General features: G+C 43.0%; 23 protein-coding genes. 10 read left to right on the top strand and 13 right to left on the bottom strand.

What is annotated here, in order from left to right:
- Positions 1–3: 3 nt before the first annotated feature.
- Positions 4–468, bottom strand: coding sequence for an exoribonuclease R (locus tag CWO13_RS09470; RefSeq protein ID WP_102431710.1), 465 nt, complete (start codon positions 466–468; stop codon positions 4–6).
- Positions 469–614: 146 nt separating this feature from the next.
- Entirely contained in the window at positions 615–1,544 is a 930-nt protein-coding gene (locus tag CWO13_RS09465) for a DMT family transporter (RefSeq protein WP_048666318.1), read from the bottom strand.
- Between the two features lie 149 nt (positions 1,545–1,693).
- Here CWO13_RS09465 and CWO13_RS09460 point away from each other — a divergent pair, with 149 nt between their 5' ends.
- Positions 1,694–2,152 (top strand): Lrp/AsnC family transcriptional regulator, encoded by a 459-nt coding sequence (locus tag CWO13_RS09460; protein ID WP_102431709.1) that lies wholly within the window; start codon positions 1,694–1,696, stop codon positions 2,150–2,152.
- Positions 2,153–2,320: 168 nt separating this feature from the next.
- Here the strand turns inward: CWO13_RS09460 and CWO13_RS09455 are convergent, their stop codons facing one another.
- Together CWO13_RS09455 and CWO13_RS09450 are read right to left on the bottom strand one after the other, a co-directional pair.
- A complete protein-coding gene (locus CWO13_RS09455; RefSeq protein WP_017062621.1) occupies positions 2,321–2,563 on the bottom strand; it encodes a hypothetical protein in 243 nt (80 codons plus the stop codon).
- A gap of 268 nt (positions 2,564–2,831) precedes the next feature.
- The gene (locus CWO13_RS09450) at positions 2,832–3,407 is read right to left on the bottom strand and encodes a hypothetical protein (RefSeq protein WP_102431708.1); all 576 of its coding nucleotides are present in this window, start codon (positions 3,405–3,407) and stop codon (positions 2,832–2,834) included.
- A 96-nt stretch (positions 3,408–3,503) separates the two neighbouring features.
- Between CWO13_RS09450 and CWO13_RS09445 the strand changes: the two genes are divergently transcribed.
- From CWO13_RS09445 to phaC, 5 genes are all read left to right on the top strand, one after another.
- Positions 3,504–4,184 carry an SH3 domain-containing protein gene (locus CWO13_RS09445; protein ID WP_108082843.1) on the top strand — a complete coding sequence of 227 codons (681 nt, stop codon included), beginning with the start codon at positions 3,504–3,506 and terminating at the stop codon, positions 4,182–4,184.
- Between the two features lie 530 nt (positions 4,185–4,714).
- Positions 4,715–5,455, top strand: coding sequence for an SDR family oxidoreductase (locus CWO13_RS09440; protein ID WP_048613548.1), 741 nt, complete (start codon positions 4,715–4,717; stop codon positions 5,453–5,455).
- A gap of 25 nt (positions 5,456–5,480) precedes the next feature.
- Positions 5,481–6,692 carry an acetyl-CoA C-acetyltransferase gene (locus CWO13_RS09435; RefSeq protein ID WP_102431374.1) on the top strand — a complete coding sequence of 404 codons (1,212 nt, stop codon included), beginning with the start codon at positions 5,481–5,483 and terminating at the stop codon, positions 6,690–6,692.
- Positions 6,693–6,824: 132 nt separating this feature from the next.
- Positions 6,825–7,172, top strand: a complete 348-nt coding sequence (locus CWO13_RS09430; RefSeq protein WP_048660075.1) for a phasin family protein — start codon at positions 6,825–6,827, stop codon at positions 7,170–7,172.
- Positions 7,173–7,247: 75 nt separating this feature from the next.
- A complete protein-coding gene (gene phaC / locus CWO13_RS09425; RefSeq protein ID WP_108082842.1) occupies positions 7,248–9,074 on the top strand; it encodes a class I poly(R)-hydroxyalkanoic acid synthase in 1,827 nt (608 codons plus the stop codon).
- 175 nt (positions 9,075–9,249) lie between these two features.
- On the opposite strand, the gene CWO13_RS09420 is transcribed toward phaC, so the two are convergent.
- The 6 genes from CWO13_RS09420 to napF form a co-directional block, all read right to left on the bottom strand.
- Positions 9,250–9,387 carry a TIGR02808 family protein gene (locus CWO13_RS09420; RefSeq protein WP_010430103.1) on the bottom strand — a complete coding sequence of 46 codons (138 nt, stop codon included), beginning with the start codon at positions 9,385–9,387 and terminating at the stop codon, positions 9,250–9,252.
- Positions 9,388–9,398: 11 nt separating this feature from the next.
- On the bottom strand, positions 9,399–9,980 hold the full coding sequence (locus CWO13_RS09415) for a NapC/NirT family cytochrome c (protein WP_009845456.1): 582 nt from the start codon (positions 9,978–9,980) through the stop codon (positions 9,399–9,401).
- Positions 9,981–10,009: 29 nt separating this feature from the next.
- Positions 10,010–10,471: a nitrate reductase cytochrome c-type subunit gene (locus tag CWO13_RS09410; RefSeq protein WP_017062614.1), complete on the bottom strand. Its 462-nt coding sequence runs from the start codon at positions 10,469–10,471 to the stop codon at positions 10,010–10,012.
- Positions 10,472–10,595: 124 nt separating this feature from the next.
- A complete protein-coding gene (gene napA, locus CWO13_RS09405) occupies positions 10,596–13,085 on the bottom strand; it encodes a periplasmic nitrate reductase subunit alpha (RefSeq protein ID WP_108082841.1) in 2,490 nt (829 codons plus the stop codon).
- On the bottom strand, positions 13,082–13,387 hold the full coding sequence (locus CWO13_RS09400) for a chaperone NapD (protein ID WP_019824440.1): 306 nt from the start codon (positions 13,385–13,387) through the stop codon (positions 13,082–13,084). The genes napA and CWO13_RS09400 overlap by 4 nt, the downstream gene beginning before the upstream one ends.
- 23 nt (positions 13,388–13,410) lie before the next feature.
- Positions 13,411–13,890 (bottom strand): ferredoxin-type protein NapF, encoded by a 480-nt coding sequence (gene napF, locus CWO13_RS09395; RefSeq protein WP_102478767.1) that lies wholly within the window; start codon positions 13,888–13,890, stop codon positions 13,411–13,413.
- Between the two features lie 253 nt (positions 13,891–14,143).
- Here napF and narQ point away from each other — a divergent pair, with 253 nt between their 5' ends.
- Both narQ and CWO13_RS09385 read left to right on the top strand, forming a co-directional pair.
- Entirely contained in the window at positions 14,144–15,874 is a 1,731-nt protein-coding gene (narQ, locus tag CWO13_RS09390) for a nitrate/nitrite two-component system sensor histidine kinase NarQ (protein ID WP_102478768.1), read from the top strand.
- Complete coding sequence (locus CWO13_RS09385; RefSeq protein WP_008219279.1) at positions 15,861–16,493, top strand: response regulator; 633 nt, start codon at positions 15,861–15,863, stop codon at positions 16,491–16,493. Before narQ ends, CWO13_RS09385 begins: the two co-directional genes overlap by 14 nt.
- Before the next feature lie 193 nt (positions 16,494–16,686).
- Here CWO13_RS09385 and dcuC read toward each other — a convergent pair whose 3' ends face one another.
- From dcuC to CWO13_RS09370, 3 genes are all read right to left on the bottom strand, one after another.
- A complete protein-coding gene (gene dcuC, locus CWO13_RS09380) occupies positions 16,687–18,054 on the bottom strand; it encodes an anaerobic C4-dicarboxylate transporter DcuC (RefSeq protein WP_009845449.1) in 1,368 nt (455 codons plus the stop codon).
- A gap of 439 nt (positions 18,055–18,493) precedes the next feature.
- Positions 18,494–19,000 (bottom strand): hypothetical protein, encoded by a 507-nt coding sequence (locus CWO13_RS09375; RefSeq protein ID WP_048660080.1) that lies wholly within the window; start codon positions 18,998–19,000, stop codon positions 18,494–18,496.
- Entirely contained in the window at positions 18,993–19,697 is a 705-nt protein-coding gene (locus tag CWO13_RS09370; protein WP_108082840.1) for a winged helix-turn-helix domain-containing protein, read from the bottom strand. The genes CWO13_RS09375 and CWO13_RS09370 overlap by 8 nt, the downstream gene beginning before the upstream one ends.
- A 357-nt stretch (positions 19,698–20,054) precedes the next feature.
- On the opposite strand from CWO13_RS09370, the gene CWO13_RS09365 reads away from it, so the two are divergent.
- Together CWO13_RS09365 and CWO13_RS09360 are read left to right on the top strand one after the other, a co-directional pair.
- Positions 20,055–22,313, top strand: a complete 2,259-nt coding sequence (locus CWO13_RS09365) for a lipase (RefSeq protein WP_108082839.1) — start codon at positions 20,055–20,057, stop codon at positions 22,311–22,313.
- Positions 22,303–23,496: an outer membrane protein transport protein gene (locus CWO13_RS09360; RefSeq protein WP_108082838.1), complete on the top strand. Its 1,194-nt coding sequence runs from the start codon at positions 22,303–22,305 to the stop codon at positions 23,494–23,496. The genes CWO13_RS09365 and CWO13_RS09360 overlap by 11 nt, the downstream gene beginning before the upstream one ends.
- Positions 23,497–23,623: the final 127 nt, after the last annotated feature.

Raw genomic sequence — 23,623 nt, 5'->3', positions numbered from 1 at the left:
ACGTTAAGCGTCTTTGCTGCCTTCGTTACCTTCGTTCACTTTTGCGTAGAAGTGAAGTAGCTCAGTTAATTCTTTAACCCAACCAAATGCATCTTTAGGTGCATTCTTTAAAATCTTTTCTACTTTCTCACAGTGCACTTCGATTGCGATTGCTTCTTCAAGGTTGAAAGAAATTGAGTAGAAGTGCCAAAGCAGTAAGCGAGTCATTCGCTCGATGTTCTGTTGCGAGTTATCCGACTCTGAGAAGGCTAGGTTCACTTCACCAAGCGCGATAGCTGTCATTCGAAGCATTGCGTCAAATTTCGCTGATTGCATGCGTTCTTCGCTGGTGACTTCTTCTTGTTCAAACGTGAACAATTCTGTCATTGCGTCTTCAGGAACAAGGCGATGGATCATTCTTAAACTAAATTCTTCTAGTTCATGACGAGGCATGGTGATTAAACAATTTAAGGTGTAGTCGCGTTGCATGGTGTTCTCTTGAATCAGCAAAAAGGTCGGACAGTTTAATGGAGAAGCGAGCTTAGAAAAAGCAGATTTTAGATAAGCCTACCTTTGCAGACTTATCTGGATGCCGCATACCTGAAAACTAGCGAAAATGGTGAATATAAAAAGCGTTACGCTTTACTATGACTTGGCGGTTGGTATTGCATGGACTGGTCGTTTCTCATAAAAATGTTGCTCGCAACCAAACTGCCAATGCAAATCGAACCAAGGGCGAGCCAAGTCATCGCATCGGGAATCTCGTTAAAAAGCGGGATGGCTAACAAGGTTGCTACTGCGGGGGTTGCACTGCCAAAGGCGGCAGAACGTTCAGCCCCTAAGGTATTGACCGCATAAAGGTAAGTGAACGCCGCTATTAAACCCGCCCCAACGCCTTGCACAGCTGAATGAACGGCAAGCTCTGTGTAGGGCCAATTAGCGATAGGTGTATCCATTAGATGGCTTGGGAGTGTTCCGGTCAGGATTAGGACGAGTAACAGCAAAGTAGAGCAGAGCGAAATAAAACCGGCACTGACTAACGCATTAAGATTAGCGACACGGGCAGATATGGTAAACGTTGCCCACATTAAGCTTCCGCATAAAAACAACAAATGGCCTTTGGTGTACTCAAAGTTGAAGCTGCTTAAGCTACTTCCCAAAAACAACACAATACCGAGCAAGACCAAACCTAAACCGACAACACGGTGTCGGCTGAGCGGCTGCTTAAAAAAGAGTACGGCAATTCCTGTTACGAAAAGAGGGAGCGTGCCCGGAACAAGAGCACTGCCATGTGATACCGGAACAAACTGCATGGCCGTTCCTGCAACAAGCAGATAAGGCAATCCGCTACCGACAAACATACCCGTTAGATACCGTTTAGGGACTTCAGCAATCACGCTGCGTGCTTTCCATATCAGAGGCAATAAAACCAAAGCCGGTATGAGAAATCTTGTGAGAGCGATATCTGCAGGTGTTAAATCTGAATTTGCGCCGCCTTTAAGAGAAAGGAAAAAACTCGCCCAAATGAGCAGAGTGATGGTAATTGATAGATAGCCAAGATTCATAATAAACAATGAAAGTGAATGATGACTAATTATGGAGGAGAGCTCGTGCCTTAAGTTGGCAAGTTTCGTTCTAACTTGACCTATCATTGCGGATTTCTGCTAACATTCTTTCAATTGTTAACGAATTTAACTAATGAATGGCTTTCACTATGGACAGAATTGATAGACATCTTCTCGAGTTGCTGCAAAAGGACGGTAGATTGACCACGGCAGAGTTAGCTGATGAAGTAGGCTTATCCCCGTCACCTTGTGCTAGACGTATCAAAAGGCTTGAAGAAAAAGGCATTATCGACAGTTACCGCGTGAGCTTATCGCGAGAGAAGGTGGGTGTGGCGATGAGTGTGTTTGTCGAAGTGAGCCTAAACAACCACCAAGAAGTGTCGATCGATAAGTTCGAGGGAGCGATTGTCGAGATGGAGGAGGTGATCAGCTGTCATGTGGTGTCTGGCGCTTATGATTATCTGTTAGAAGTCGTTAGCCCGAACTTGATGGCCTACGAGGCATTTACAAGAAAACTTCAAAGGCTCTCTAACGTGAAAGACATTCATACTCACCTTGCGATAAGACAAGTAAAAGGTAATGCGCCACTGCCAATTTATACCGATTAAACCAAAATAAGAGCAGTAACGCGGCGGTAAAGTGAGCTGAAAACGAAATGGTTTGATCTTTAAAGAAGAGCGAGAAAGTTACCAAACATCTCTCACAGGATGACAAACTCACGGCAATAAAAAACGGAGAACCTCGTGAAAGGTACTCCGTATATGTAGGTGCAAAACTTAGTGATACTTAAAGTTAGAGATTGAACAATCCCCAGTTTGTGCATTAATTCTGAATGAAAAAGCATGTGAATGGTAATCCACACCATCATTCCAAATTGTTTCTCCAAATATCTTACATAGCTCTAGCTCACTTACTGAACCGAACTCTTCCATGTGTTTAGCTACAGATAAAAGTTTACCTCTTATCTCTGCAGTCCATTCCGTGTTACTCAAGCAGTTGAAAGCCATAGTCTTTTGCATATTACCTAGCCAAAATGTTTCTTGTTATTAAGTTATATGAAGATTCATGATAACAATTTTCTGGCGTTTGTAAATCTATTTTGTGATGAATATCTCACATACTCGCTTGCATTGGTCGGAAATTGAACTTTATTGTTGATAGTTAGCACATTAGTTTTACAACTTATTGATAAATCTTTGATTAGCGAGCTCTTAGAATAGTATGAAGTGGGTAGAGCATATTAATCGGAAAAGTCCAGTCAAACAGTGAGGTGATCTAATGGCTTCTTCAGTTTGATACATCGCTTATTGGTTGGTTTGTGTGGCGTGCTTCATCAATCATCGTAGCTTCTCTACGGTATATTGACGACAGCTGCCGGAATTTTTCACTGAGTGTATGGAGATCTCGGGAGAGTGATTGTGAGCTTTGTACGTGCACTTGTGCACTTTCTGTTTGTCTCGGTAGTTTTGCTCTAGCACAATGTTTAGCGACGGCTTGCCAAGAGTGTGTGAGAGACTCAGCTCCATCTAACTCGGTAGACACAACGTATGCCTGTTTTAATAGAACCTCAGAGACATCGTAAGCGGTATTCATATGACTATTGAGCTGTACATTAAACCTTTGCTCGTACTTTGCCCAAAGCTCAACGATCTGCTTTTTGGTGAAATGTTTGGATAACAGCGTTTGTGACTTGTAGGTTGAGAGAACTTGGTTGAATTCTTTGGTGTATTGGTTGTAACGTCCTTCAAATGAGAGCTGGCGATCCAGCAGTAGTTGCCAGTTTTCACTGCTACATTGGTTTGCTAGCACGACATTAGCACTCAAAGGTACACACACAATGATAACCTTCACCCAAAAACTCATGACTTTCCTCTACTTACCGCGTTCTCTATAGAGAGTATAGATGAGCAGCAGCATGAGTTGATGTACACTTGAAAGATACCTAAAACGGAAGAGCTGGTGGATTTGATGAAAAAAGCGCTGATCGCTTTACTTGTGTTGTTAATATTGGGCGGAGGAGGAGCTGCGTATTACTTCTTGGTCATGAATAAAGACCCAATTCCACCAGAGAAAATGGAAGAGCCAGCTGTAGAAGTTACTCAGCAGTCAGAATTCGACCGGGCACCCATCATGGATCTGCAGCCTGAACCAGAACAGACGGAATTTTACGTTTTGGATAGAAAGCTTGAAGTGGTAGAGCAACCTGAAATTGATGGGTTGATAACAGATTATCTCTACAAAGGTGAAAAAGTCGAAGTATTAGAGAAACAAGGCGAATGGGCTCGTATCTCTGATTATATTGTTCTCAAAGAAGGTGGCCCGCAGACAGCTGAATGGGTGTCTATGTCAGGTCTATCTAATGATGAAGTGATTATCTCAGAAAAAGAAAGCAAAGAGATATTAGATTCCTATTTGGTTAAGTCTGATGACCTCAAGATCCATCAAGAGAAATTCCGTAATTCGGTGGCTAAACTGATCTCTGAAGGGGAGTGTGCCCCAAGTGATTTTGAAGAACTCGGCGGATGGGTGAAATCGGTTAAGTACAGCAATCGAGATGTTTATTTTATTTATTGTGGCGGGTTGTCCATTGAAAACAAAATTTATCTTGATGTAAATAAAAATGAAATATTTACGAAGTAGCAACCCACGCTCTATTTATTAATGATTTTAATTAAGCCCACTCATAGATTGAGTGGGCTTTTTTTTGCCTATCCATAATGTTCAGTTTTCCAATTCAGAACGTTAATTATATTGAAGTTCATATAGAATGATAATGAACCATTTATTAATGGATAATAAGATTTTTGTTATTATTTCCATGGTCAATCATTTCAAATTCTCACTTTGCATTCTTCTTGAAACAAGCTAAAAAATATAGGTTTATCTCCTATTAACAATGACTTACCTACTTGGTGATAAAGTTAAAATTAAATAAATCCTAATGATATCAGCACCTTGCATTGGTTTACATGTTCGCAACATTTCATTGATTTTGAGAGGGAAGTCAAGTTTTCAATCATAAGATATAAATATTTCCCATTTGTAATAATATTTTTTGATTTTGAGTTGTAGGGTTTAATTAAAGCAAAACGTAAAGTTTAATTATCAACTAAGACATTATCTTATTAACATCATTGTTATTTAATTGCTTGTAAGGGATGGAACCATTAATGAAAAAACTTGCTTTAATTACAGGGTCAAAAGGCGGTATCGGCTCAGCAATTTCCTCTAAATTAGTTGCAGACGGCTATCGTGTTATCGCGACTTATTTTACTGGAAACTACCAATGTGCATTGGATTGGTTTAATGAAAAACAATTCACCGAAGACCAAGTGAGATTGTTTGAATTAGATGTTACTAATACCGCGGAATGTGCGCTGAGCTTAAGCAAGTTGTTAGAAGAAGAAGGCACGGTGGATGTGCTAGTCAATAACGCAGGTATTACACGTGATAGCGTATTTAAAAAGATGGATGCCGAAGCGTGGAAAGAGGTTATCGAAACGAACTTAAACAGTTTGTTCAACGTGACTCAACCTCTGTTCGCTCCTATGTGTGAAAAGGGTAACTGCCGAGTCATCAATATATCTTCAGTAAATGGTCTTAAAGGTCAATTCGGACAAACTAATTACTCGGCAGCGAAAGCTGGAATGATTGGGTTCTCTAAAGCTTTGGCAGCGGAAGGTGCTCGTAGCGGTGTGACAGTGAACGTGATTGCCCCTGGTTACACTGCAACGCCAATGGTTGAGCAAATGAAACCTGAAGTACTGGATTCAATCAAGAACCAAATCCCGATGAAACGCTTAGCAACACCTGTTGAAATTGCAGATGCAGTGGGTTTTTTAGCGAGTGAATCTGGCGCGTACATTACAGGCGAGACATTGTCTGTGAATGGCGGCTTGTACATGCACTAATGGCGAAACTGACAGGAATTGAATAATGGAAAAAGTATTTATTGTTGCAGCGAAACGCACACCAATTGGTTCATTTACGGGTTCATTGAAAAACGTTAACGCAGGTGAATTGGCTGGTGTAGCGATCAAAGGTGCTCTAGATTCAGTAGACCTTCCCCTAGATGTCATTGATGAAGTGATTGTCGGTAACGTGATTTCTGCTGGTCAAGGTATGGGCGTTGCGCGTCAGGCTTCCATCTATGCGGGGCTTCCTGAGGAAACACCAGCATACGGTGTGAACATGATTTGCGGCAGCGGCATGAAATCAGTGATGGACGCCGCGGCGCACATCAAAGCACAAGATGCTGAATTGGTTATTGCTGCTGGCGTTGAAGTGATGTCCCAAATTCCTTTTGTGGTTCCAGCGAGCGTTCGTAATGGTCACAAAATGGGTGACATCTCAATGAAAGACTTACTGGTTGGTGATGGCTTAACCGATGCGTTTAATCACTACCACATGGGCATGACCGCTGAAAATATCGCGAATACGTTGAATATTTCTCGCCTTGCTCAAGATAACTATGCCCTAGAAAGCCAACAGAAAGCAGTCGCGGCGATTGAAGCAGGTAAGTTTAACGATCAAATTGTGCCTGTAGCAGTTAAGCAGCGTCGACAAACTGTCACTTTTGATACCGATGAGTACCCGAAGTCAGATGCAACCTTCGAAGGTCTACAAAAGCTTCGTCCTGCCTTTGACCGTGAAGGAACAGTCACGGCTGGTAACGCTTCGGGCATCAATGATGGCGCGAGTGCAATCATCTTAGCGTCTGAATCTGCGGTAGCGAAACATGGTCTAACACCTTTAGTGGAACTGACCAGTTACGCACAGTCTGGTCTGGACCCAAAGATCATGGGCTTAGGACCCGTAGAAGCTGTTTCGAAAACGCTTGATAAGGCGAATCTAACTCTAGAAGAAGTAGATTTGTTTGAATTGAATGAAGCGTTTGCAGCTCAAGCTCTTGGCGTGATGTACCAATTGTCAGAGCAGCATGATTTCCCGCTTGATGCGTTCAAACCAAAGGTCAACGTGAATGGTGGTGCAATCGCGCTTGGCCATCCTTTAGGTGCTTCAGGCAATCGAATTATTGTTTCACTCATCCATGAAATGCTTGAACAGAAAACGACTTATGGCGTTGCTTCACTCTGTGTGGGTGGAGGAATGGGAACCGCTGTTTTGCTAAAAGGTATGGAAGGTTAGAACCTGACATATCGGTGGCAAGCTTAAAAAGATCGATTCAGCTTTGCAAAGCATCGTGAGTTAGTCGATAAGCGTCGGCTGAATCGATAGTGACACAAATTTATTAAACTATGTATTCATCAGGAGTTATTTATGTACACGGATATTTTCAAAACAATTACTGACCAAACTGAAAAGCAATTTGAACCGTACTTAAAGTTCAACAAGTTGGTTGCAAAGAACGTCCAAACGATGACAGAGCTGCAAATGAATGCTATGCAGACTTACACGGACATGGGGCTTGCGCAAATGAAAGCAGTGACTGAAATCAAAGACGTGACTAGCCTAACGGCTTTCAACAGCCAGCAACTAGCAGCGCTAACTCAGCTGTCTCAACAGATGATGAGTGACAGTGCTAAGCTTCAAGCTGCGGCAAAAGAGTTCAAAGAAGATGTTGAAACACTAACAACTGAAAACTTGAAAACAGTTACACCTGCATAAATAAAATCGCCATCGAGTTAGCACTGTGTTTACTGTGAGGCTCGGTGGCGATTTTCCGATTATTGGAGTCATGTTATGTTTCAACACTTCTTTTCGGACTACCTTGTTAAACTTCAACAAACGAACCAGCAATGGTGGGAAAACTTTGAACAAAACAAGGAAGCCGCGCAATCTCCCCTCAATCAAGCGATGCAAGAATTGAACTTTGATGATGCATCAAAAATCTTCGAGCAAGCCGCCAACCAACCCGCCGTTCTACTTCAGCTACAATCTCAATGGTGGGAACAACAACTTAAGATCTGGCAGAATGCCGCGCTGATGGGCAACACCGAAAGTGTTATTTCAGAAGGTCGCAGCGACAAGCGCTTTATTGATGAAGCGTGGAAAAACGACCCATTCTACAGCTTTATCAAGCAATCTTATTTGCTATTCAGCAAAAGCTACATTGACACCATCAATTCTATCGAAGGCATCGACGAGAAAACCAAAGAGCGTGTGGCGTTCTTTTCACGTCAGGCAATCAATGCTCTCTCTCCAAGCAACTTCATTGCGACTAACCCAGAGTTGATGAAACTAACGCTCGAGCGAAATGGTGAAAACCTGCTTGATGGATTAGAGCAGTTACAAGCAGACGTTGAAGCGAGTGCTGATATCCTCAAGATCCGTATGACTAACAATAACGCTTTCCGATTAGGTGTTGATGTTGCTAACACGGAAGGTGATGTTGTCTTTCAAAACGAGTTGTTTGAACTGATTCAATACTATCCCAAGACACCGCAGGTCAATGCGACGCCTTTGCTGATCGTCCCGCCGTTTATAAACAAGTACTACATTCTTGACCTTCGTGAGAAGAACTCGATGGTGCGCTGGTTGCTAGAGCAAGGACATAGCGTATTCATGATGTCTTGGCGTAATCCGAGCGAGGCGCAGAAAGACCAAGAGTTCGGTGACTATGTCACGGAAGGTGTAGTGAAAGCGGTTGCGGCGATTGAAGACATCACAGGTAAAGAGCAGATTAACGCAGCAGGTTACTGTATCGGTGGTACGGTATTAGCCTCTACGGTTGCTTACTACGCTGCGAAGCGCATGAAGAAACGCATTAAAACCGCGACCTTCTTTACAACCTTGTTGGATTTCTCGCAGCCGGGTGAGGTTGGCGCGTATATCAACGAAACGATCATTAACGCGATTGAGAAGCAGAACGACGCCAAAGGTTATATGGATGGTCGTTCATTGAGTGTGACGTTCAGTTTGCTTCGTGAAAACAGCTTGTACTGGAACTACTACATTGATAATTACCTCAAAGGCAGCAGCCCAATGGAGTTTGATTTGTTGTATTGGAACAGTGATAGCACAAACGTAGCTGCTAAGTGCCATAACTTCTTGCTGCGTGAGCTTTACCTTGAGAACAAACTCGTTCAAGACAAAGGCGTGAAAGTTGGTGGCGTTTGGATAGATCTGAGTAAGATCAAAATACCAAGCTACTTCATCTCAGCCAAAGAAGACCATATTGCCTTGTGGCAGGGGACTTATCGCGGTGCATTGAATACGGGTGGCAACAAAACCTTTGTATTGGGTGAATCCGGTCATATTGCAGGCATTGTTAACCATCCAGGCAAGAAGAAGTACGGGTTCTGGTTGAATGACAATCTTGATGATTCTGCTGATGAGTGGCTATCAAACGCAAGCCATAATGAAGGTTCATGGTGGACACACTGGGATCAGTGGTTACAGGGCTTTGAGACTGACGAGCAAATCGAACCATTCAATCAAGGTTCTGAGCTTAACCCTGTGATAGGCAAAGCGCCGGGCAACTACGTAAAACAGGTGCTGCCGATTGTTGATACAGAAGCTGTCGATAAAGAGCCTGCTGATACAGAAGCTCCGAAAAACGAAGCTTAGATTTTGCTATATAAGGCTTTCTTTATATTAGCTGCGATGTCGTTTTACTAAGGTTCCATCATCCCCCTAGCAGTAAACAGAAACGCCAGATAATAAAAAAGCCACTGAAATCAGTGGCTTTTTCGTATCAACTCCTATCAGAAGCAACTGGTAGACGTTGATGCAATCTCGATTATTAATCGATTTCTTTGTCTTTACCCATAGATAAAATCCAAAGAGATACGGCTGCAACACCTGCGAAGCCGCCAAGAATGATAACTGGCATAGCGCTGTAACCTAGGATGTGCCAAATTACGCTTTCTAAAGTACTCATTCAATCGCTCCTTATTGCCAGCCTTCAACGCCGTGCATGTCTGGTAGTTTGTGTGCAATACCTTTGTGACAGTCTACACACGTTTTTTCACCAGAAGCTAGCGCAGTCGAGTGTTGTTTTGCACTACGAGGGCTTTGCTCTGAGAAGTCCATGTAATCGAACTGATGACAGTTACGACATTCAAGTGAATCGTTCTTTTTCAATCGAGCCCATTCGCGTTCCGCTAGGTGAGCACGACGCGCTTTGAACTTTTCTTCAGTATTGATGGTCTTCGCAATAAAGTGAGCGTATAGCTCTTTAGATGCTTGAACCTTACGAACAATCTTATCCGTCCATTCGTGAGGTACGTGACAGTCTGAACAGATAGCACGAACACCAGAACGGTTGGAGTAGTGAATTGTCTCTTGGATTTCAGCAACGATAGGTGCGTGACAGCCAGAACAGAATTCTTCCGTGTTGGTTGCCTCCATACCTGTGTTGAATGCACCCCAGAACAAAAGACCACCCGAGAAACCCAAGAACAAAACAACGCCTACGGCTGCTTTACTTGGTGTCGCGAGTCTTTTCCAAAACGCTTTAAGTAATTTTATCATATATAGCCTCTCTTACAGTCCGGCTACGATTAACGCAGTGAATCTACAGGTTTGAACTCGTTCTCAACTAGTGGCTTAGCATTAGCTTGAGGTACGTGACACTGTAGACAGAAGTAACGACGAGGTGATACATCTGCAAGTACCGCATCTTCACGGTTCATGTAGTGAGTTACACTCACTTTAGTAGCACCCATTTCTTTTGCGTTTTTCCAGCTGTGGCAAGAAAGACACTTGTTAGCGTTAAGAGAAACTTCATAGCTACGAATAGTATGAGGCACTAGAGGTGGTTGGTATACGTAGTCACTCTCAAGTACTTGGTCACGAGGGAACTTTTTGAAGTCATCTGCTGCGCGAGTTGCTTCAAGTTCACTTGCACCACGTAGAGATTCTACGCCACCAATGCCGCCTGGGTTATCCAGCTCAGCTTCAGCTTGAACTGCACCAGCTAGCAAAAGACCAGCTGATAGTAGGGCAGTAATCAGTTTTTTCATGGTTAATTTCTCCGCCTAAAGGCTAATTCTTTGAGTGGACTACTTTTTTCAAAATTCACAAAAAAAGTAGCCGCAATATTAAATACGTTAGATCTTGTACCTAGTTTCTAAAAGCATATGGCTCTTAAGAAACCTTAGTGATCTTAACTGGACACTTCTTGTAGTCCGTCTGTTTAGACAGAGGATCCGTTGCATCCAAGATCAACTTGTTGATCAGAATTCTTGCATCAAAGAATGGTACGAATACCAAGCCTTGTGGTGGACGGTTACGACCACGAGTTTCAACACGAACGCGTACTTCACCACGTTTGTTTTCGATAAGAACTTCATCACCACGACGAAGGCCACGAGCTTTAGCGTCAGCAGGGTGGATGTAACACAGTGCATCAGGTACTGCTTTGTAAAGTTCTGGTACACGACGAGTCATAGTACCTGTGTGCCAGTGCTCAAGAACACGACCTGTACATAGCCACATATCGTATTCATCGTTTGGTACTTCAGGTGGCGCTTCGTATGGGGCATTGATGATCAGTGCTTTACCATCTGGCTTACCGTAGAAGTCCCAATCAGAGCCTTTCTTAGCGTATGGATCTGAACCTTCTTTAAAGCGCCATAGTGTTTCTTTACCGTCAACAACAGGCCAACGTAAACCACGAACTTGGTGGTAGCGATCGTATGGCGCTAAATCGTGACCGTGGCCGCGACCAAAGGCTGCGTATTCTTCGAATAGGCCTTTTTGAACGTAGAAACCTTGAGCTTGTGCATCATCGTTAAGCTCTTGAGCTTCAGACAGTGGGAATGCATCAACGTTGCCGTTTTTGTAAAGCACGTCGTACATGGTTTTGCCACGGTACTCAGGCATTTTCGCAACCAGTTCTTCACCCCAAACTTCTTCAATAGTGAAGCGCTTAGAGAACTCCATGATTTGCCATAGGTCAGACTTAGCTTGACCTACGGTTTTCACTTGTTGGTACCATGCTTGTGTACGACGCTCTGCGTTACCGTAAGCACCTTCTTTCTCGATCCACATTGCTGTTGGAAGGATAAGGTCAGCAGCTTGAGCTGTTGCCGTTGGGTACGGGTCAGAACATACAATGAAGTTATCTGGGTTACGGTAACCTGGCAGACGTTCAGTGTTGATGTTTGGACCGGCTTGCATGTTGTTGTTACACATTACCCAGTAAGCGTTGATCTTACCGTCTTTAAGCATACGGTCTTGAACTACAGCGTGAGCACCTGGTTTAGCTGGGATAGTGCGTTCTGGAAGTTTCCAGATGTCTTCTGCAATCTTACGGTGTTTAGGGTTAGCAACAACCATATCTGCCGGTAGACGGTGAGAGAATGTACCAACTTCACGAGCTGTACCACACGCAGATGGTTGGCCCGTTAGTGAGAATGGGCTGTTACCTGGAGTAGAAATCTTACCTGTAAGAAGGTGGATGTTGTACACAAGGCTGTTCATCCATACGCCACGAGTATGTTGGTTCATACCCATCGTCCAAAGTGACATTACTTTGATGTTTGGATCTGCGTATTGCTTAGCCAGCTTGATAAGGTCGTCTTGAGATACACCTGACATTTCAGACGCTTTCTCAACTGTGTATTCAGCAACAGAAGCTTTGTAGTCTTCGAAGCTAATATCAGTCATTTTGCCTGAGTTAGGGTTCGCAGCAGCTTTCTGCAGTGGATCATCGTCACGAAGGCCGTAACCGATGTCTGTCGTTGCTTGCTTGAAGTTTGTGTGCTTGTTCACGAAGTCCCAGTTAACTGCATCGTTTTGAATGATGTAGTTTGCTACGAAGTTCGCAATTGCAAGGTCAGACTGAGGATTGAAGATGTAACCAGTGTCAGCAAGCTCGAAAGAACGGTGGTAGTAAGTAGACAGAACGTTTACTTTAACGTGTGGGTGGCTTAGACGACGGTCTGTAATACGAGTCCATAGTACTGGGTGCATTTCTGCCATGTTTGAACCCCACAGTACGAATGCGTCTGCGTGTTCAAAGTCATCGTAACAACCCATTGGCTCATCAATACCGAAAGTACGCATGAATGCGCCTACCGCTGAAGCCATACAGTGACGAGCGTTCGGATCGATGTTGTTTGAACGGAAACCCGCTTTCATCATCTTAACCGCTGCGTAGCCTTCCATTACTGTCCATTGGCCTGAACCGAACATACCAACACCTGTTGGGCCATTCTTCTTCAGTGAAGCTTTCCATTTCTCAGCCATTACGTCGAAAGCTTTGTCCCAAGATACTGGTGCGAAATCACCATCTTTATGGAACTCACCGTCTTTCATACGAAGTAGAGGAGTCTCAAGACGGTCTTTACCGTACATGATTTTTGAAAGGAAGTAGCCTTTAATACAGTTAAGGCCTTTATTTACAGGAGCTTCTGGGTCGCCTTGAGTCGCAACCACTTTACCATTTTGAGTACCTACCAGTACCGAACAGCCCGTACCACAAAAACGACAAGGCGCTTTATCCCACGTGATTTTTGTTTGATCAGAGCTAGCAATCAGGTTGGTTGCTGTTGCCGGTAGAGTTACACCTGCAACGGCTGCCGCTGATGCAGCTGCGTTTGCTTTCACAAACGCACGTCTTGTCATTTTCATACTTCACCCTCAAGTTGAGAATTGTTGCTTCCAGTTTCTAAATCCGTTTCGTCCAGTCCAGTTTCGATTTGGTGATAAACCAAAGCTGTCCCTAAAACGTTCGTAATATTATTAATTTCTTCGATGGTATCCGTTACAAAACCTTGGTTTTCGGTTTCTAGGACCACTATGATTTTGCCTTCAGGGCTACTGCCGTAAATCTCTGCATTATCGAACTGCTCGATTTGTGCTTTGATCTCGTCTAGATGCTCTGGGCTCACATGCACGACTAAACTTGATATATGCACTTCATTTAGTGCCATAAATTGCTCTCGTTATTTTTGTTTTATGCATTACTCACAAGAATAGCTAAAGTAGGGCAAACTGCTACGCAGGCTCCACAACCGCTACACTCATCTAACTTGATTTTTGGTAGAGCAACACTGCCTGCTCTAAGTTGAAATTGAATGGCCATAGGTTCACACATGTCACCACAGCTTCGGCATTCAACATTTTGTTGCGCTAAGCACTTATCAGAGATATGTGCTTTTGCTTGCCAAGGCTCTCCCTGCTTTGGCTTAAAAATGGGTTCGGGGCAAACATCTGCACATTGATAGCAGAACGTGCATTCATCAATAGAGAAATCGACAGTGGGAAAACCACCATCGCCTACAGTGATTATCTTAGTCTCACAATTCTCGATGCATTTACCGCAGCGAGTACAGTCATCTGTAAAGCTTTCTAAGTTGTTAATCCAAGGCAAACGAATCTGGCTTGAGTCAACTTTTCTTCTAGAGAACAGACGGCGTTTTGATAGATCTACCACTTAATACCTATAGATGTTGCTAAGATGTTGTAATTTTAGGTCAATATTCCATTAATATCTTGTAATTTGTCCTCATAAGTAGTGTAGTTTTAGAAACAATTGTATAAATACCCCCTAAGGGCTAATTGGGGGCATATATTGTCTTAGATCAATAAATTACGGAGCGAGTGATCACATATTGAATGGAGCTATGATTTTTGATGTGTGACAATACGATATCGCTGGCAAGTCATTTATCAATAGGAAGGCACTTTTGCTTATAAAACCGGTTTCATCTGTAACAAGTACGATAGCAAAATCCTTGCTCTCTATACTGCTGTTGTCGGTTGCTACGACTGGCTTTGCTATCTTTACATTGGCTTCGAGCTTGAATGATGCAGAAGCGGTGAACGTCGCAGGTTCAATGCGTATGCAGAGCTACCGTTTAGCCCATGATATTCAAATAGAATCAGTTGATTATGATTCTCATATTCACGAGTTTGAGCGATCGCTTTACTCTCCATCCATGACCAAGTTGGTCAGTTGGAATGTTCCGACGGACATCACAGAAGATTATTACTTGATCATTGGTCGTTGGCATGAATTGAAGCAAGTATTAAACAGTGAAGATCGCAAGCACTATCTCGTGTTGGTTGAGAACTTTGTTACTGAGATAGATGGCTTCGTTTTCAAGCTTCAAGAATTCTCAGAAGATAAGTTAATAAAATTGGCGTGGGCCGGTGGTGTTGGCTTAGGCGGAATTTTGGTCATATCTCTTTTTGTTGTTCATTTTGTACGTAAACAAGTTGTTAAGCCATTGCATGCGCTCGTTGGAGCCAGTCAGCGGATCAAAAACAGTGACTTTGAGGTAGAGTTAAAGGTCACCAATAACAACGAACTGGGTATTCTGACTAAAACGTTTAACTCGATGGCCAAAGATTTGGGCGTGCTCTATCGAAACCTTGAGTCAGTTGTAGACGCTAAGACAGTTGAGCTGCAAAACGCCAACCAATCTTTGCAGGCGCTTTATCACTCGTCACAAGAACTTACGGTTACACGTATCGCACCAGAAAACTTCCGAGCTATTCTGCAGCACCTAGTCAGTCTAGAAGGAATAGAGTCGTTAAGGCTTGAGATAGCTGATAGTTCGGGTCGTTCATTGATTATGGACGAAGGGTATGATTCGAACTTGGATTATGAAAAGTTTGAAATGAAGTTGGATGATAATGAGCTTATCTTAGGCTATTTATATTGTTCATATCATCATGGCCATTCAACCAAGACTCTGATTGAGAGCTTTATCCAACTGTTATCACGGGCGATCTATTATAATCGTGCGCAGAAGAAAGCAGAACAGCTTATTATTATGGAAGAGCGTGCAACAATTGCACGTGAACTACATGATTCATTGGCTCAATCACTGTCGTATCTGAAAATCCAAGTGACATTGTTGAAGCGCGTGATTGGCAAATTGCCAGAACAACAGCATCGAGAGCAATCTGAACAAATAGCGTCGGAAATCGGCAACGGTTTAGCTGATGCCTATACTCAATTACGAGAGTTGCTCACAACCTTTAGGTTGACAATAAAAGAGGGCAACTTCGGCGAGGCTCTAAGTACCATGCTTGAAGAGCTCAGTGAAAGAACAGATGCAAAGATTAATCTAACCAATAATCTTTCATCCATAGAGCTTGATGCACACAGTCAGGTTCACTTGCTTCAATTGATTCGTGAAGCAACAATAAACGCAATAAAACACGCCAATGCCGACTTGATAGATGTATGCTGTATCGATGAGGACGGTGAAGTATTAGTCGTGATTAAAGATAATGGAGATGGCTTTGACTCAAGTAGTTCCAAGACGAACCACTACGGGATGAGTATTATGCAGGAGCGTGCGGCAAGACTGAATGGCGACTTAACGATTGAAGCGGCTCAAGGTGAAGGCTGTACAGTCATATTGAAATATAAAAGTTTGAAGGAAGTTAAAGTTGACGATTTGTAAAGTAATGCTGGTTGATGATCATCCATTGATGCGCAGAGGTATAAGCCAATTACTGAGCTTTGAAGATGAATTCGAAGTGATTGCAGAAGCAAGTAACGGTACTGAAGCAGTCGCTCTTGCCCATGAAGAAGAACCTGATTTGATCCTATTGGATCTTAATATGAAAGGCATGTCTGGACTTGATACGCTGAAAGCACTGCGTACTGATGGTTCAAGCGCTAACATCGTTATTCTCACGGTTTCTGATAGCCCTGCAGACATTGAAGCGATCGTAAAGGCCGGCGCTGACGGCTACTTGTTGAAAGACACAGAACCCGATGAGTTAATCGAATTGCTTAAGCAAGCACACAGCGGTGACAAAGCTTACAGCAGTGTGGTTGCTCGTTACTTAAATGACGCTGGTAGTCGCAATGATATCTTCGACCAACTGACTGAACGCGAAATGCAAATCCTTCAAGAAGTCGCGAAAGGTTACCGTAACAAGCAGATAGCAGATCACCTGTTTATTTCTGAATCGACAGTTAAGGTACACATGAAAAGCTTGCTGAAAAAGCTACAAGTGCCTTCACGTACTGCTGCAACGGTTCTGTATCTAGAACGCTATGGTGAAATGAAGTAGGGCTTGTTCCTTTGAGATAACACTATTTCAAGCCTTACTGTTTATACATATCTCGATAGTTTTAACGATGTTGAGAAAATGAGATTAAAAAAAGGCGCTGAACTTATTAGGTTCAGCGCCTTTTTGTTTACGCATTTTATATCAGTATTGGTGTTCGTTTGTTCTTCGTTCTTTGAGATTAGAAACTTAAGGCTTACGCTGCCATTGGAACCAATACAAGCGTGCCGAAGATAACGGTAATAAGACCACAGATTACCGGTACAGAAGTACGTTTTACGACTTCAAATGGGCTGATTTTACCCATACCAGATGTCGCTACAATTACACCAGATACTGGTGAAATAGTACGGCCTAAGTTAGATGCTTGAAGCATTGGGATGATTAGGAACGCTGGGTTCAAGCCCATTTTCGCCGCTAATGATGGAGCCAGTTCTACGAATGCATAGAAAGGCGCGTTACCAGAACCTGTTGCGATAGCTGCAGCAACCGTTAAACCCGTCAGGATAAGCATCAATGCGATACCGCCTGCGCCTGCCGATTCAGCAAGACCAATTAAGTTATCAATCGCACCAATAGACATTAGACCTTGAGCAAATACGCCTGCCGCAACCAACAGCATTACCACGCCTTTAAATGCGTCAGCCATACCTTGGTAGCAAGAGTCTAAATCCTCTAGTGTTTTTTCGCCGTCAAACTTCTTAACAACGTAATCGATGACCGCGCCCACGAAGATAGAACCGACCACAATAGTGTAGATATCAAGTGAAAGCCCTGGAATCGTACGACCGTTGAATAGGAAAACGCCGATGATAGGCAGGAATGGAAGTGCAGCGTAGAAAGCCGGTGCTGTTGTTTCGATTTCAGAAACGTCTACTTTTTCCATTGGCGTGTTTTCTTTCTTATCTAGATATTTGTTCCAGAAGAAAGCCGCACCTGCCATCACGATGATCGCACAGATAGAAACAGGCAGTACCGTTTGAACAGCAAACACATCAAGAGACATGCCTGATTTTTCTGCCGCGATAACCACATCACCAGAGGTTGGTGAAAGAATGATGGCTGCAGGTGACGCACAAACCGCAACTGCCGCTGGGCGAGAAATACCCATTGCCGTCATCATTGGGAATAGGGTTGCCATCAATAGCACACCAAGACCCGTTGCAGAACTTACTGCTAGAGACATTAGACACGCTACGATGTAAGCCGCAACAAGAAGTACATAGGGAGATTTGATCGCAGCAAGTGGTTTAGAGAACTGTTTCACTACCACGTTGTTAGCGCCAATGTGCGTCATGTAAGAAGCAAAACCACAAAGAAGCATGATTTGCATACCTAGGCCGCCCCCGCGGTACTGAAGCATGTATTTAACAAATTCTAGTGAGTCGGTAACCATGTTACCTGTTGAAGCGACTTTAGCTGGTAAGACTGTGTGACCAATAAGGCCAGTAATAAGAAGTAGGGCAAGGCCAGCAGTTAGTAATACACCCGCCGCTTTATAGCCTTTTACAATAAAGTAACCAACAGCAATAGTAATCACTAATCCGATTAAGAGCTCTAACATAGAAATCTCCACAAAGTTTAAAAAATATAAGAAAGTGTTTCAGAATATGACAATGAATGTACAGAAAACTGCACTGTGGCACGAGGCATAGTTGAGGTTGATATGATCTAAGACAAACATTTTTTTCGATGTTAATTGTGGTTGTAAATCGTGATTAACTACTGTTGTTTAGATGTTAATAAACAAATTATATCGTTTGCTAGAATATAGCTTGGATCACTTTTATTGTGCTAAGTTGCATATGAAGGGTTTAATTTATAAAATTATGCTTTTTCTAACTTAGTGGTGGAAATCAAAAGGAAAGGGCTATTTCTTACATTTAGGAAGGTATTTTTGCATTCGAGGATTAGAGTCTGACGCCTACTTAATTTGGAAATAGCAGACGCCAGAGGAAAGTTACATAGAATTTACAGAGTGTGCTCTGTTAGTGACGGTAAGCTTAATTGATATTTACTTCTGGTTCCGAATTTGAATAAGCGGGCAGGTCGGCACATGCCACTTTTTTACAGAAATGAATCATTCCACGTTGCGTCACCAATAACAGCTCTCTGTCGTTCAGTGGAATGTAAGTCATCGCATCCGAAGAGAGTACCGAGCCTTCACTGATCATGACTTTTTCATAGAACGTGAGCTCTCTGTCTGGGATGATCTGTTCGTGTTGAGTCTCATCCAACGAAATATCGTGTTGAGTGACAACGTAAGTGCCAGACGATGTGAAACCAGCCTCTTTAGTCGAAACATATAACAACTCGTAACTATTGTTCTTCTTAAATTCGATATTTACGGAAGCTTGGTTATAAATTATTTTCTCGGGCGGATTAACCACCGATGCCGTGTTGGCCAAATAATGACCTTTAAGGTGTTCTTTTGGAATAAAGGTTGTCAACCAGCCGACCAAAACACCCAATAGAGCGACGGCAACGAATATCTGCTTTTCTTTATTCACAAGTAACTCCTTTAAATTCACTAGGGAAGCTCAAAGATTTTCCTGAATTATCTATGATGATTTTTCGACCCTTATATTCATAAAGCGTCACGTTGAATAACTCATCAAAAGTGAATTCGTTGGATTCGATTTTACAAGAGATAAAATGTTGGCCTGTAAGATCTTCACCCAAGCTATTTCTGTCTAAATAAGCAAACAAATAATGGGACAGACCAGCTGTTACTACAAATAAGGCAATTAGCGCTAACACGTGGCTTGTCTTTTTCGTTGGGACTGCTTTTTCTGCTGTCCCACTTTCTTCTATAGAGCTCTCTGTCGGTTGTTCGGTTTGCTGCGTGGATTGCGCTTGAATTTTACGTAGTGCGCGTTCTTTGTCTTGTGTCACTTGTCCTGCAAATCGGTAGCCTTTACCGCGCTCAGTGACGATGATCATTCCGCTCTTATCTTCTAACGCTTTTCGGCAAATCGAGATGGTTTGCATTAGGCTGCCATCTTCTACGTAAATACCTTTAGACACCCACACCTGCTCAATAAGAACTTGGCGAGTGATCACCTCGTTGGGTCTCGAGATAAAAAACTTAAGCAGCTCTGATTCGTTAGAACCTATTGGGTACGTACGGCCCGTCTTAAAGTGATGGATTTCACTCTCTTCTAAATTGACCTGTATATCATCATTGATAATAAATTCAGCAGACATCTGGGTTCTCATTGTTATAAGCGTTCTAACCTAAATATAACAAATGTCGCTACAAATATAAACTTGCTGATTTTGGTGCCTTTGATATTTAAGGTTATGATTTAAAATGATTTATTAACCTAATTAGATTTCCTTATATACCTTTTTGAGGTTGTTTAATGCGGTTTCAGGTGCTTGCCGTTAGTAGCTATTGGATCATTAACGGGTGACGCTGATTTAGTGGGTGTGGGTTAACTGCTCAAATTTCTTACGTAGTTTTATCAACGTGTCATTCCAACTCTGTGTTGCCTTGCTCTCTGCGAATAAAAGTCGAGCTTACTTCCGACTCAATCGGCAACTCAAATAACGATAAATCGCATGACCACACCAGTTAAATGCGAAAGCTACGAAGGAGCTGTTTTGAAAGATTTCAATAAGCCATATATATGTGGACTAATTATGCTTGCCTTACTCGGCTGTCAGTCTGAAGACTCGACTCAAGAACCTGTTTCAGTATTGGTTCCCTACAACATTGATGAGCTGCCAAAACCAAACGATGGATACGGGTATGACGACGACGGAACCATTACCGGAGTCGGTGAACACGCTGTAACTTTGTCATCAAAGAACGATGCCTATTATCAGGACTACAACAATTCATACGCAGCCCTAGACGGCTGGGGGCTTTGTGCAGAACCGATTTTAATTCCTCTACAAAGTGTTAATTCGGACAAACGTTATCCACTCAATAACGAAACCTTAGCCGGGAATGTTGTATTAATTGATGATCTAACAGGTGAGGAAGTTGGTACTCAAATATCTGCTGATGGTTCCAATATTAAAATTCAATGTAAATCAGGCTTAGCTGAGAGTCGTACTTATTCGATTGTAGTAACGGATGGGGTAAAAACTGAATTTAATGAGCCTTTAAAAGCAGATGCGAGCTTTGATGAGTTGATTTATTCAGACGTCCCTTTAAATAGTGACAAAGAAGAAGTTCTTCAAGAGCAAGTATTGAGCGCTATTGATTCATATTATGCGTTATATCCAGATAAAGGTATTCCTGTATATGCAGCTCAATTTAAAACTCAAAGTTCTTATTCGTCACTAGACGCAATGAGGAATAACCACGTCAAGTTTAATACTAGATTCTTAGATGGTTATGACACTGTTCGCGAGTTTAGTGGGGATTACAATCAGTATTCTAAGAAGTTAAGAATACCATCTTATCTACCTTTTACTCAGGCTCTAGAATCCGAGTGCCTTGTTGATGAGTTTGATCCGAAAGAAAATTGTCCTCCTTTATATGAATGGATTACTAATCAAGAAGGTGGTTTCCCGACCGCAGCAATGCCAGAACCAAAGGTAATAGAATTTCTCGATATAACTGCTGACATCTATCTACCTAATTATGCTGATACGCCTAGGCCGAAAGATACCTCTATTGGGTTCCCGACTGCGATATTTATCCACGGTGTTACTGCAGAGCGCGGCACTGCTTCTTTGATGGCGGCCGAGTACACAAAAAAAGGCTATGCCGTTGTTGCTATCGATATGCCATATCACGGGGAAAGAATGCGCTATGACAATACCGATCCAGACGGTGAGGGACCAGAGAAAGGGGTAGAGATTAGTGCTAGAGCAGACAAGGCGTTCTTCATCAATATTGATTCCCCTTTAGCACTGCGTTCTAACCTTCAGCAATCAGTGTCTGACTTTTTAGGTCTTCGTTATGCGCTAAGCCAAGAAGCTTGGGTGAAAAAAGATGACGTTCACTTAATCGGACAATCGTTAGGTGGGATCATGTCGGTAATGGTAAGTGAATTCAGTCAAGCGTCTCGAGAACTTACGGCTAACTCAGACTTTGCTTTCAATACCGTGAACTTTGTTGTTCCGGGGCAGGGGCTAACCAATTTGGTTTTGTCTTCTCAAACCTTAGGCCCTGAAATGTCTGAAGGTGTTAAAAAATCCCCAGATGTTCAGCGCGGTATTGCTGAAACGGTGATACCAGATACATGTACCGTAGAGGCAACAAATCAGCAGTGCATTGAAGCGCTTCGTGAGTTTGTAGAGCTTTCATCTGATAACGCGCTGCTTGTTAGTCAGCTAGAGGATGACATCTTCGATTTAGTTGTGACAGACCTTAAACAAGGGGTCCAAGCCACAATTGATAGTGCTGACCCTGCTAGCTTTATCTCTCGCCAAGTAGCTGCTGAGCAACCAACTCTTTTGTTGGCAGCCGTTGGAGATTGCGGGGAGACTTGTGACGTTGGTGTTGATTATGTCCCAGATAGCGTAATTCCGAATACCGCGCCAGATAACATTCGTACTGGTACTGAACCATTGATTACTGCGCTTGGCTTAGACCCAATTACAGGTACATCAGAAAATATTGATGAAAAGCGCGGAGCCGTGAGAACAACTACCGGCGGACATGGTACGTATTTGTTCCCTTATGAAGGTCCCGTTGATGAAAATGGCTTGCCGGGCACACCAGGTGAAAACATGTCAGACGTTCGTGAAGCGGTGGGCACTCAACAAATTGCCGTTGCTTCTATGGTAATGAGTGACGGTGCAGTAGTCGTCATTAATAACGAAGATCATATCGAAACAGAGGTGCCTCAAGATGAAGAATAAACTTTTATTGGGCACTGCCGCTGCTCTTGTTCCTTGCCTGACTAATGCGGCTGGATTTCAACTTAACGCACAATCAGCAACAGGGTTGGGCCGTGCATTTGCGGGCGATGCTGTGATGGCAGATAGCGCTGCGATTGTTGCTAAGAACAGTGCTGCGATGGCTTACATCGAGCAACCAACACTCTCTGTCGGCGCTATCTATATCGATAGTGGTATTGATGTGTCTAGTGTTAGCTACACACCAATGATTGGTGATACTGAAATGCTAGATGACCAATCATTAGACGCAGGGACATTAGTTCCGAACATTCATTATGTTCACCCAATTCAAGATTCGAAATTTACCTTGGGCGCCACTGTGCACTCTAATTTTGGTACCGACGTCGAATTTGATAACTCGTTCGAAGCGGATGAGTTTGGAGGAAAAACGGCGCTTTCCAGTATCAATGTTGGTTTCGCTGTGGCTTACGAGTTGTCTGAAAAAGTCAATCTAGGCGCAGGGCTAGATATTATTTACGGTGAGGGTGAAATATACCGCCAAAACTTGTTAAACGTAGATGCCGATGGTTTCGGTTTTGGCGCTAACGTTGGTGCGACCTACCAAGTCAATGAACATAACAAGTTTGGTATTACCTACCGATATAGCCCAGATATTGAAGTGGAGGGTGGCATTACCAAAGGTGGTGTCCCTGCCGACAAGATGAATGTACCTCTACCAGACACACTCGAGTTTTCCGGTTGGCACCAGCTAAACGACCAGTGGGCTTTGCACTACAGCCTGCAGTGGGTGAACTGGTCTGAATTTGACTCGCTAACATCTGACTCTTATGACGACTCAATTAAAGAGTATCAATGGAAAGATGCAGGACATATTTCTGTCGGTGGTACGTACACCATGTCCAAAGACATCGTTCTACGAGCGGGTTACATGTACGACATTTCCCCAACTGACGAACTCACATCATTATCAATTCCTGATGTTAACCGTCATTGGCTCACCGTCGGAGGGACATATAACGTCACGGCCGCCAGTTCTGTTGATATTGGTGTCGGATTGATCATCGGAGAATCACAAGATATTGACGAAAGCCTGACGACGATCCCAGGAACGAGTTCCAATATAACTGCTGATGTGACTGCCGATGCACTCTTGCTCGGTGTTCAGTATCAGCATCGTTTTTAACTTTTACTTTGGAGTTCAGAACGTAAAAATTTAGGAATCATATAAAAATGCAGGGCTCGACAGTGAGTTGAGCCCTTTTCCCATTATTAGCTGTTTTAGCATTATTTAAATAGCTGGAAGCTCATTA

The sequence above is a fragment of the Vibrio sp. ZF 223 genome (assembly GCF_003050585.1).
Lineage (GTDB): Bacteria > Pseudomonadota > Gammaproteobacteria > Enterobacterales > Vibrionaceae > Vibrio > Vibrio crassostreae.
This window is presented reverse-complemented; position numbering and strand designations above follow the sequence as displayed.

Bases quoted from the DNA above. Each gene is read 5' to 3' on its own strand.
- CWO13_RS09430 (WP_048660075.1), top strand. From the start codon at position 6,825: ATGTACACGGATATTTTCAAAACAATTACTGACCAAACTGAAAAGCAA.
- CWO13_RS09365 (WP_108082839.1), top strand. From the start codon at position 20,055: ATGACCACACCAGTTAAATGCGAAAGCTACGAAGGAGCTGTTTTGAAA.
- CWO13_RS09465 (WP_048666318.1), bottom strand. From the start codon at position 1,544: ATGAATCTTGGCTATCTATCAATTACCATCACTCTGCTCATTTGGGCG.
- CWO13_RS09435 (WP_102431374.1), top strand. From the start codon at position 5,481: ATGGAAAAAGTATTTATTGTTGCAGCGAAACGCACACCAATTGGTTCA.
- CWO13_RS09370 (WP_108082840.1), bottom strand. From the start codon at position 19,697: ATGTCTGCTGAATTTATTATCAATGATGATATACAGGTCAATTTAGAA.
- CWO13_RS09460 (WP_102431709.1), top strand. From the start codon at position 1,694: ATGGACAGAATTGATAGACATCTTCTCGAGTTGCTGCAAAAGGACGGT.
- CWO13_RS09360 (WP_108082838.1), top strand. From the start codon at position 22,303: ATGAAGAATAAACTTTTATTGGGCACTGCCGCTGCTCTTGTTCCTTGC.
- dcuC (WP_009845449.1), bottom strand. From the start codon at position 18,054: ATGTTAGAGCTCTTAATCGGATTAGTGATTACTATTGCTGTTGGTTAC.
- phaC (WP_108082842.1), top strand. From the start codon at position 7,248: ATGTTTCAACACTTCTTTTCGGACTACCTTGTTAAACTTCAACAAACG.
- CWO13_RS09410 (WP_017062614.1), bottom strand. From the start codon at position 10,471: ATGAAAAAACTGATTACTGCCCTACTATCAGCTGGTCTTTTGCTAGCT.
- CWO13_RS09400 (WP_019824440.1), bottom strand. From the start codon at position 13,387: ATGGCACTAAATGAAGTGCATATATCAAGTTTAGTCGTGCATGTGAGC.
- CWO13_RS09420 (WP_010430103.1), bottom strand. From the start codon at position 9,387: ATGAGTACTTTAGAAAGCGTAATTTGGCACATCCTAGGTTACAGCGCT.
- CWO13_RS09455 (WP_017062621.1), bottom strand. From the start codon at position 2,563: ATGCAAAAGACTATGGCTTTCAACTGCTTGAGTAACACGGAATGGACT.
- CWO13_RS09440 (WP_048613548.1), top strand. From the start codon at position 4,715: ATGAAAAAACTTGCTTTAATTACAGGGTCAAAAGGCGGTATCGGCTCA.
- CWO13_RS09450 (WP_102431708.1), bottom strand. From the start codon at position 3,407: ATGAGTTTTTGGGTGAAGGTTATCATTGTGTGTGTACCTTTGAGTGCT.
- CWO13_RS09470 (WP_102431710.1), bottom strand. From the start codon at position 468: ATGCAACGCGACTACACCTTAAATTGTTTAATCACCATGCCTCGTCAT.
- napA (WP_108082841.1), bottom strand. From the start codon at position 13,085: ATGAAAATGACAAGACGTGCGTTTGTGAAAGCAAACGCAGCTGCATCA.
- CWO13_RS09415 (WP_009845456.1), bottom strand. From the start codon at position 9,980: ATGATAAAATTACTTAAAGCGTTTTGGAAAAGACTCGCGACACCAAGT.